We start from the raw sequence: 9,708 nt of genomic DNA, 5'->3' as shown, positions 1-9,708 counted from the left end.
GCATCTGGGCTAACTCCAACTCCCGAATCAATCGAAGATATCAAGGATTCGAAGTCGAGCAACGATTCACCCTCCCAGTCCAGGGTCCCGTCGCAAGCAGCGACTTCGTAATCGAGATCCTCCTTGCTACCGGCTGATACAGGCCTCCCATTTTTTGATAGCACATAATCATAGTCATCGGACACCCACGCAAACCAGACGACTCTCCCATGCGCAGCAACCCCAACCGGATATATATCAGCCATCACAAACTCCCGCCTAAATGCCGCCATCAACCCTGAGCTCTTCTGGAATTGCGTCCATCAGAGGATCTTGACTGAAATTGAAAAAGAATTCCTCAAAGAATCCGGGCTTCTCACCGCTAGGAGTGAAGTGCGTTTCCGCATATTTTTTTAGCTTGCTCAAGTTTGACCCCTGCCCTTTGCCGGGGTCCTGACCAAACTCCTTGCACACTCGCTGGGCATACTGAACAGGTGTCTCCCCATTCGTAGGATTTGTCCCCCGCGCCCAAGATGGTATGTCATTTTTTGACTTCCCTCCTTTAGGCGCAATTTTTTGCTGAGGCCGGCTGTACCACGAGTGCGATCTGCCCGCACCTGCACTAGCTCCAGTGCCCCGACCAGAATTACCTGGGGGCCGAACGACGACCGGAGGCCGAGCAAGTACGCAACCGGGACAGAGACCAAGCGAGTCATCCCTTTCCATAGGACCGGATTCAGCGTAGGCGTAAGTGCTGATCCCACCACTAAGGCCAATCGGATCACTCTGCGAATACCGCCCCACCGCCGGCTCATACTCGCGCTGATAGTTGTAGAACAGCTCACTCGCATTCGTCGCCTGCTGTCCCGGGAAGCGCAGTGCCAGCTCAAACAGCACGCCATCCCCATCAGGGTCATTGACCGGTGCCTGGTCGCCAAACACCTCACTCTTGCTGCTCCACTCCCAGATCGCGATATCGCGTATGGGGTCGATCACCACACGCGGCGTACCCAGGTGATCGGGCTGGATGTACGCCAGCCCCGGCACGCCCGTGGCGGGTGTCTGGATCAACGCCACCGGGTAGTTGTCCAGCCAGATCGCCTGTTGCTGCGCTTGCCCGGTCGTCGAGTAGTTGCCAACCCACTGCCCGGCTTCGTCATAGACCGTGACCTGCGCATCGCCACTGGCTGGCGCACGCAGCACGCGCTCACCGCGGTGGTTGTAACCGTAACTCTCCACCACAGCATCGCCCTGCTTCACCGCACTCATGCGGTTGGCATCGTTGTAGGCGAGCGTCTTGCTGCCAATGCTGGTGGTGTTGCCTGCGGCATCCTGGTTGCGCGCCTGACCGTCCACGGCAATCAGTCGATGGCTGTCAGCCGGATAGGTATAGCTTGCGGTCCCGGCCGACGTGGTCAGCGAGGTGCGGTTGCCGGTGGCGTCGTAGCCATAGGTTTCAATCGGCGTGCCCGTCGCACCGTCTTGGGTCTGGGTCAGTCGGCCGAGCGTGTCGTAGGCATACTTGGCCAGCACTTCCGAGCCTGCGCCGTTCTTCAGCTCGGTGATCGAGCCGACGGGATCGTAGCCGTAGCCCAGTGACAGACCGCCCGCCGCGGGGTCATGCACCGCCTGCGGACGGTAGTCCAGATCAAGCGGGCGCTGCAGCTGGCGGCCGTTGCCGTAGGTCCAGCCGGTCGCCGGCCCGAAGGCGGCGTAGGTCACGTTGTTGACCACCACCTGCCGGGCCTGTCCAGGGCGGGTCAGGCCGATCTGGCTGATCCGCCCCTGGTCATCGCGCACATAGTCCGCCACGCCTCCGTCCGGGTAGGTCAACGTGGTCAGGCGACCGGACTTGCTGTACGCATAGCGCAGGGTGCTGGCTACACCATTGATCGTCTGCACCTTGCGGGTGACCTGGCCGAAGCGGTCATGGCAGTACACGGTGCTGCCATTGGCGTGCAGCACCTGGCCCAGGCGACCCTTGGCGAAACGCTCGTCACTGGCACATACCGCTGGTGCGGTGTCGTAGTGATAGCCCACGTCCAGGTTGGGATCCGGATAGGCAATGCCGACCAGTCGATTGAGCGCGTCGTAGCTGTAGGTGGCGGTCACGCCGCGCGCATCAGTGCGGGTCTTGCGGTTGCCAGCGGCGTCAACCGTGAAAGTAGTGTTCCCGCTATCCGGGCTGACATGTCCGGTCAGATCACCAAAGCCGTTGTAGGCGTAGGTGGTGCGCAGACCCTTGGGATCGGTCACCTGGGTGACCTGATCCAACGCGTTGTACTGGCTGCGGATTTTCGCAGCAACACCGCCCACGTCCTGCAGGGACTGCGCCAGCCGGTTCAACGGATCGTATTGCTGGTTCGTCACCCGCTGCAGGGCATCGGTGACCGACTGCGGATTGCCATTGGCGTCGTAGGCAAAGCCGGTGGCGTTGTTGCCGGCATCCTTCAGCGCGGTCAGCTGCCCGAGGGTGTTGTAGACACGGGCCAGCGTGCGGCGCAGCGTACCCCCTGCATCGACCGTGTTTTCCTGCAGACGGTTGCCGGCGTTGTCCAAGGTGTAGTGAATGGTGTTGCCCGCACTGTCGGCAATGTCGGTGAGCCGCTGGGCGGCGTCGTAGACATAGGTGACGCTGCTGCCGTCGGGCTCGGTGACCTGCTGCACCTGGCCGGTGGGCCAGTAGCTCAGCTGGGTGCTGCGATCTTCGGCAGTGGTGGCGCCACGCACGGTGACCGACGTCGGCCAGCCACGTGGGTGATAGGTGTAGTCGGTCACCGCGCCATTGGCATCACGCACTGACAACGGGCGCCCGAAGGCATCGTAAGCGAGGGTCTCAACGGTATGGCCCAACGCACTGGTGACGCTGCGCAGATCGCCCCTGCGGAACGCACAGGTGCCGTTGGTCGCACACCCTGCATCGTCGGCGGTGTACCAGGCATAGGTCACGGTATCTGCCACGTCCGTACGCGGACCGTCGATGCTTTTCAGCAGGCCCACCTGCGGGCAGTCCTGACCTTCGGCTTCACAATAGTTCTGCGTGGTCACGCGGGTATGGTTGGTCGCTGTATCGCGCACGGTGACGCTGGTCGGCTGCAGGCGCGCGTTGCGGACAATGCGGGTTTCCTGGTTGCCGACCGTCTGCTGCACGAGGCGATTACTGTCGAGCGCGACACGCGTCTCGCTGATGCGTTGCTCGGGGGTACCCGCCGCTTCCGTCGTCGTTGTCACGGCTACTGTACCGGCGGCCGGGTCGCTGGCCTCTGCGTAGGCGTACTGGGTGACCACGCCGCGTCGGTCGGTCGAGGACTGCAGGCGGCGGCGGAAGTCCGTGGCCTCTGGGAGGTAGGTACGACCGGCGGTGCCGCTGCTGTCGGTGATGCCATTGACCTTGCGTGGCAGGCCGCTGGTGCCGCTTGCGGTAAGCGCGTRCGTGCTCTGCTTGCCGAGTGCATCGGTGACGATGACCGGGCCGGCGGTCGTGTAATCCAGCCGCACCCCATCAATGCCGACATCCGCCTGTGTGCAGTCGCCCGAATGACGGCTGCAGGTCACACGCCCCTTGGCGTCGTAGCCAAACCAGCTATAGCGCCGGCTATCCTCGGCGGTGACGCCTGTCAGGTATCCAGGGAAGCGGGCATCTTCGTAGTGATAGGTCCTTACTCCGCCGTCGGCATAGGTGACTGTGGTCAGTTCGCCTGCCACGGAATAGCCGTACGCGGCCACGACCTGACCGGCTACCGAAATCGTCGAAATCAGCGCATCGTCGCCAGGCGCACCGTACTGGATATCCAAACGACGACCAGAGGAATGGGTGATGCCGAGGAGCCGGCCACGAGCGTCGCGCTCATAGACCAATGACGTGCCATCTTCAAAGTCGCGGCGCTGCATCAGCCCGTCGGAGCCGAACTCGATGCGTTCCTGCGCCCTTGACAACAGCCAGCCACTGCCTTGCTGCACCGCACGATCGCCACTGCCATCCGTTGCCTCGTACTGAGCCCCCACCTTCTGGAAGGAAATCTGGCCGCCATTTTCCTCAATCAGCCCGACCTTCACATCGGTGCTCGGTGGGAATGTCGAGTCGTCCACCGCAGCTGTGAGCCGCAGGTTGTGCGAGTGCGTCCAGCCAGTCCCAAGTGCTCCGCCCGCTGTACTGGTAAGCGAATGATAATGGCGACGGAAGCTGATCCAGCCGAAATCGAAATCGAATTCTGGCTGGGACTTGTCACCCGTTGTCGGATCACACGGATTTCCCACCGGGCACTGCTGGGGCGGCAGCGGGGTACTCGTATACGCCAGCATTGGCGCCATCATCGGCTCATCCTGCTGAATCAGCGAGCACATCTGGATGGCTTCATTCCACAACATACCGGATCGATTCGGACACTCAGCTGTCCTATCGCGGCGCACGTATTCCCATCCCTTCATCTCTGAGCAGCTCTGTGTACCTGCGTAGAAACGATTCTGGGTATAGTGAAATTTCTTGTCCTCGTGTGTGATGCTTCCGTCGTCTCCGACGCCAAGGCCTGGAAATTCAGCCCACTCCTCCTCCGTCAGCGTGGTTGCCGGACATTGGGGGTCGCTCGCGTTGAGACCAAGGATCGCCTCCCGGACCTCATCTTCAGACGCATACTCCTGATCCGAGTAAACGTAGACCCAGTCTGTGCTGACAATAGCCTCGGGCTTGGCCCGGTAGTCATAGATGACTTTGTTTGCCTGCACGCGCTGCCGCTTCACTTCCCAGACGAACGGCCTGTCGTCCTCGTACCGGGCAAAGAAGGCCCTGATGTCCTTCTGCACTGCAGCTTCGGTGGCCCGTGGCTGGCCCATCGACAGGTAGCTCTCCCACTTCTTCTTCACCTCCTGCGCCTGCACCGCAGTGGTACCCACGCACCCCAGCACGGCCATCGCCAGCACTGCGCACGACAGATCCTTCAATCGCTTCAACATCCCTGTTCTCCTTCCTGGGCGGTTACCGCACCGGGAGGAACGAAGGCGCTCGGGCAGCCATTGCCCTTTCCCGCCCTGCGTCGGATCGTCCCTGTTCCGGATTGCGGCGTGGCCGCATGGGGACGTTATCTCCGATGTGGGTTACGCATTCAAGTCAGAAAGTGTGGAGCGGGTCGAATTTCAGAGTTTTCTGATAACCGCCAACCATCGATAATGGCCCGAAGATACAAAAACGCCGGGCAATGCCCGGCGTCTCCGTCACAGCGTGGAAGGGTGTAGACCTCAGTACTTTCCGTCAAACGCAAAAATCGGCTTGCGCTTCTGCCACAGGCCCGCGGTGAAATCCGGGAACTCCAGCGTCTGGAAACTGTTGGCGATCGACTGCTCGCTCAACGGGGTAATCGCGCTCCACGTCACTGCGTCGTAGATGTCGATCGGCATCGGCGCCTTGGCCTTCAGTGCTTCCACGAACGCATGGATCACGAACCAGTCCATGCCGCCATGGCCGGCGCTGGCAGCGGTGTCGGCATTCTGCTTCCACAGCGGATGTTCGTACTGGTCCTGGTACTTCTTGAACTCTTCCCACTGGTGCGGCGGGCTGCGGCCTTCGATGTGGATCGAATGGTTCACGTCCATCCACAGGCCCTTGGTGCCCTGCACGCGGAAGCCCATCGAATACGGTCGCGGCAGCGAGGTGTCGTGCTGCAGCAGGATGGTCTCGCCGTTCTCGCAGGCCAGCGTGGTGGTGACGATGTCGCCGAGCTTGAACTTCACCCTGGTGCTCGGATGGGTGGTGCCGCCGCTCTTGGCTACGGTGTATTCGTGCAGGCCACGCGCCTTGGTGGCGAATGCGTTGATGTGGGTGAAACGGTTGCCGCGGTTGATGCCGGTATACATCGCGCACGGGCCGATGCCGTGGCTGGGGTAGAGCTCACCATTGCGCTCCACCGAGTGTTCGGTGCGCCAGCGTGCTTCGCTCCAGCCCTTGGGGCCGAATTCCACGCCGCTGTCGTAGGGCTGGTTCGGGTCGCCGGAGTTGAACTTCACCCCGCGCAGGTCGTGCTGGTAACCGGCCTGCAGGTGCACCAGTTCGCCGAACAGACCCTGCCGCACCATCTGCAGGGCCGCCATCACGTCACGGCGGTAACAGACGTTCTCCAGCAGCATGTACGGGGTGCCGGTGCTCAGCTGGGTCTTCAGCACGTCCCAGTGATCCTGCAGGGTGATGCCGGCCACCACTTCGCAGCCCACGGCCACGCCGGTCTGCATCGCGGCAATCGCCATCGGTGCGTGGTACTCCCACGGCGTGGCGATGATCACGCCATCGATGCCCTTCTGCTCCAGCAGGCGCTTCCACGCGTTGATGTCGCGGTCCTGGCCGTAGGTCTTCGGCGCGGGCTTGCCCGCCTTGCTGACCATGTCCACGGCGCGGCCGAGCATGATCGGCTCGATATCGCACAGGGCAACGACCTCCACGTCGTCTCGGCGCACCAGTTCCTTCAGCAGCACCAGGCCACGCATGCCGGTACCGATCACGGCCAGGCGTACCTTGCGGCCACGTGCCCATGCCGGGGTCTGCGGCAGCAGGCTGCTGGCGGCGACAGCGGCGCTGGCCGCGATGAATTCCCTACGCTTCATGGCAAACACTCTCCTCTTGAAGGCGCGCCAGCCTGGGCCGGCGCGCCTGGTCACGCAAACGGAATTACTTGAACCGGTAGCCGATGGTCACACTGTAACCACGACCGAAGATGGTGGCGTAGTCACTGGAGTCACCCAGGAAGCTGTTGGGATCGTAGAACGGCAGGCGGTTGAACAGGTTCTTGACGGTGAAGCTCAGGTTCCACGCGTCATCCGGGCGCCAGGTGACGCTCATGTTGGCGGTCCACCACGACGGTGCACCATCGCACTTGCTCTTTTCCAGGGCCAGGTAACCGCCGGTGCAGGTTTCCTTGTTGTTGCTTTCTTCGTCGATCTGGTCGGTGGCCCACTTGGTGCCGCCCACGTAGTTGACGAACATGCTGGTGGTGACCTGCTTGTAGGTCCAGTCGGCATTGAGCGTCGCACGCAGGCGCGGGTTGTTGTAATAGCCCACCACGTCGCCGTAGTACCAGCCGTTCTGTTCATCCATGTAGAAGCGGTTGCGGTTGGCGATGGTGGCTGCCAGGCCGATGTTCAGCCCGCCCCACTCACCCAGCGAGAAGCGGCTGCGCGCATCGATGTCGAAGCCATCGATCAGGGTCTTGCCGCGGTTCTTGTACTGGCCCACCACGCTGGCCACGTTGCCGGCCGAGTAGCCCGGCAGCGTTCCCGGGCAGCTCACACCGCTTGCCGGGTCGGCGCACATCGCCGCCAGCTGCGCCAGATTGGCGCGGTCGCTGTCGGTGATCGGCGAGCGCGACGAGGAGATGATGTCTTCGGCGCGGCGGTAGTCCGGGGCAACGATTTCGTTGTCGCGGTAGATGAACCAGTAATCGGCCGACACCGACAGCCAGCTGGCCGGCTCGTAGACGAAGCCCAGCGTGGCGATCTTCGCCTTCTCCGGCTTCAGGTTCTGGTTCGGCTGGGTCATGCGGGCCACGGTGCGGCTGCAGTCCACGTTGAGCAGGCTCTTGCCCAGGTCGACATCACCGCCGCGCTGCGATTTCAGCAGCAGGTTGGYGATGGCGTTGGTCTCGGCGCAGCGCAGTTCATCACGGTAGCCGCCCAGCTGCGCGTACACGCCGCCGTTGCCGGACTCGGCCAGGCTGGGGGCGCGGAAGCCGGTGGAATAGGTACCGCGCAGCATCAGCTGGTCGAACGCCTGGTACTTGAAGCCGATCTTCGGCGCGACGTTGGCGCTGAAGTTCGGGTACTTGTCCACGCGCACGGCCGCGTCCAGCTCCAGCTTCTCGGTAATCGGCGCCACCGTTTCAGCAAACAGCGCATAGGTGTTGCGCGCGCCATCGAACCACGAGCCACCCTGCTGGGTGATCAGGCCGGCGGCCGCGTCGGCGTTGCCGGGGGTGTAGAAGGTTTCGCGGCTGGCGTTGAAACCGAACGCGGCGCGCATGTCACCGGCCGGCAGCTGGAACAGCGGGCCTTCGATCTTGCCATCCAGCGTATGCAGGCGCGTCCACGACTGGATGTCGAAGGTCGGGAAGGCGCCGCGGATCAGTGCGGCGTTGGCCTCGCTGATCTCACCGAACTTGTACGCCGGATGATCGGAGATGATCACACGGCCCGTGCCCGGGTCGATGCTGTAAGGACCGAAGGCCTTCTCGAAGCCCTTCACGTTGACGTTGATCGTCTGGTAGGTGGTCGAGTGCGTGCCGGCGGTGGCGAACGCGGTTTCCCAGTTCCAGTCACCGACGTTGCCACGCGCGCCGGTCAGCACGCGGTAGCTCTTGTCGGTGTTGCGCTGGCCGAAGTAGTTGGCGCCGGCATCCTGCAGCAGGTACTGCAGGCCGACAACGCCACCCATCATTGCCTTCAGCTCGGGGCTGGCGTGGTTGTACTCGTTGTTCGGGCCCAGGAACGGATACAGGAACTGGTTGACGTTGTTTCCGGTATCGCGCGAGAACCAGCTGGTCGGGTTGCCGGTGGTGGTGCCGTAGCTGCGCGGGGTACCGCCGTTGGCACGCAGGTCGATATCGGTATAGGTGGCCTCGGCGAAGATCTCGGTGCTGTCGCCCACCAGGAAGGTGCCGTTGAGGTAGGCGGTGTTGCGCTCGGATTTGGCGCCGGCGTCGATCTCGTTGTTCATCCAGGTTTCCCAGACGCAACGCGGGCCGGCCGCTTCACTGGTCAGCACGTTCTTGCAGCCCGGTGCGGCTTCCTGCACGCGGCGGCCGGTCACCGGATCGAACGCGAAATAGCTGCCCGGGTTGAACTCACCCGGCTTGCTGCCCACGCCCAGGCGCAGGTTGTTCAGGTAGTTGGGGTTGTTGACGTAGTACTGGTCCGGGCGCTTGTCATAGAAGTCGGCCAGCGGAATCGCGTCGCGGCGGTACATGTTCACCGCGCCGTAGATGTTGAAGCGGTTCTCGGTGAGGTCACCGAAGCCGGCGGTGATGCTGGCCTGGCGCTCGCCGTAGGAGTCGATGCGCGAGGAGGTGTCGTTGGTGAAGCTGATCTCCGCGCCCTGGAAGTTGCGCTTGGTGATCACGTTGATCACGCCGGCCACCGCGTCGGTGCCGTACACCGCCGAGGCGCCGTCGGTCAGCACTTCCATGCGTTCGATGGCGGCGGCGGGAATCGCATCGATGTTGACGAACTGGGTCTGGAAGCCCGCCGGCGCGCCGTAGTACGACAGGCGGCGGCCATTCAACAGCACCAGCGTGCCCTGTGCGCCGAGGCCGCGCAGGTTGGCCTGCGAAGCGCCGTCGGAGCCGGTGAACAGCGAGCGCGAATCCTGCTGCGCTGGCCGGGCAGCAGGCAGGTTGTCGAGCACCTGCAGCAGCGTGCGCGCACCCATGTTCTGGATGTCCTGCTTGCTGATCACCTGCACCGGCGAGGCGGTTTCAACGTCGGTGCGGCGGATGTTGGAACCGGTGACCTCGATGCGGGCCAGGTCGGTGGCCTTGTCCTTGCTCTCCTGGGCGAAGGCAGGAACGGCGACCGACAGCAGCACGCCGGCGATGGCCAGCGACAATGGTGCGATCGAACGACAGGGGGGGCGGTGGTGGCGGGCGGGCAACATCGGGGTTCTCTCCTGGCAGGGGTGCGGCGCGAATGGTGGATCGGCGGGCAAAACGCTCCCGGGCCACGGCTCCCACCGTCGTGGTGAAGCCGTAGTCGGAA

4 protein-coding genes are annotated in these 9,708 nt (G+C 63.1%); all 4 read right to left on the bottom strand.

The annotated features are described in order from the left end of the window. Positions 1-245 (bottom strand): hypothetical protein (locus tag AC1DJN_RS03345; protein WP_478038854.1); only part of this gene is annotated, 245 nt, incomplete at its 3' end. A 13-nt stretch (positions 246-258) separates the two neighbouring features. Continuing rightward, positions 259-4,929, bottom strand: a complete 4,671-nt coding sequence (locus AC1DJN_RS03340; RefSeq protein ID WP_478038852.1) for an RHS repeat-associated core domain-containing protein — start codon at positions 4,927-4,929, stop codon at positions 259-261. 282 nt (positions 4,930-5,211) lie between these two features. Continuing rightward, positions 5,212-6,567 (bottom strand): Gfo/Idh/MocA family protein, encoded by a 1,356-nt coding sequence (locus AC1DJN_RS03335; protein WP_442251326.1) that lies wholly within the window; start codon positions 6,565-6,567, stop codon positions 5,212-5,214. A gap of 64 nt (positions 6,568-6,631) precedes the next feature. Beyond that, positions 6,632-9,607, bottom strand: coding sequence for a TonB-dependent receptor domain-containing protein (locus AC1DJN_RS03330; RefSeq protein ID WP_478038848.1), 2,976 nt, complete (start codon positions 9,605-9,607; stop codon positions 6,632-6,634). Between the last annotated feature and the right edge of the window lie 101 nt (positions 9,608-9,708).

The organism is Stenotrophomonas sp. 05L414_2 (genome assembly GCF_056397905.1).
Note: the sequence above shows the minus strand (reverse complement) of the source record. Positions and strands in the feature narration are given on the sequence as shown.

Coding starts and splice junctions, on each gene's coding strand:
- AC1DJN_RS03335 (WP_442251326.1), bottom strand. CDS start 6,567: ATGAAGCGTAGGGAATTCATCGCGGCCAGCGCCGCTGTCGCCGCCAGC.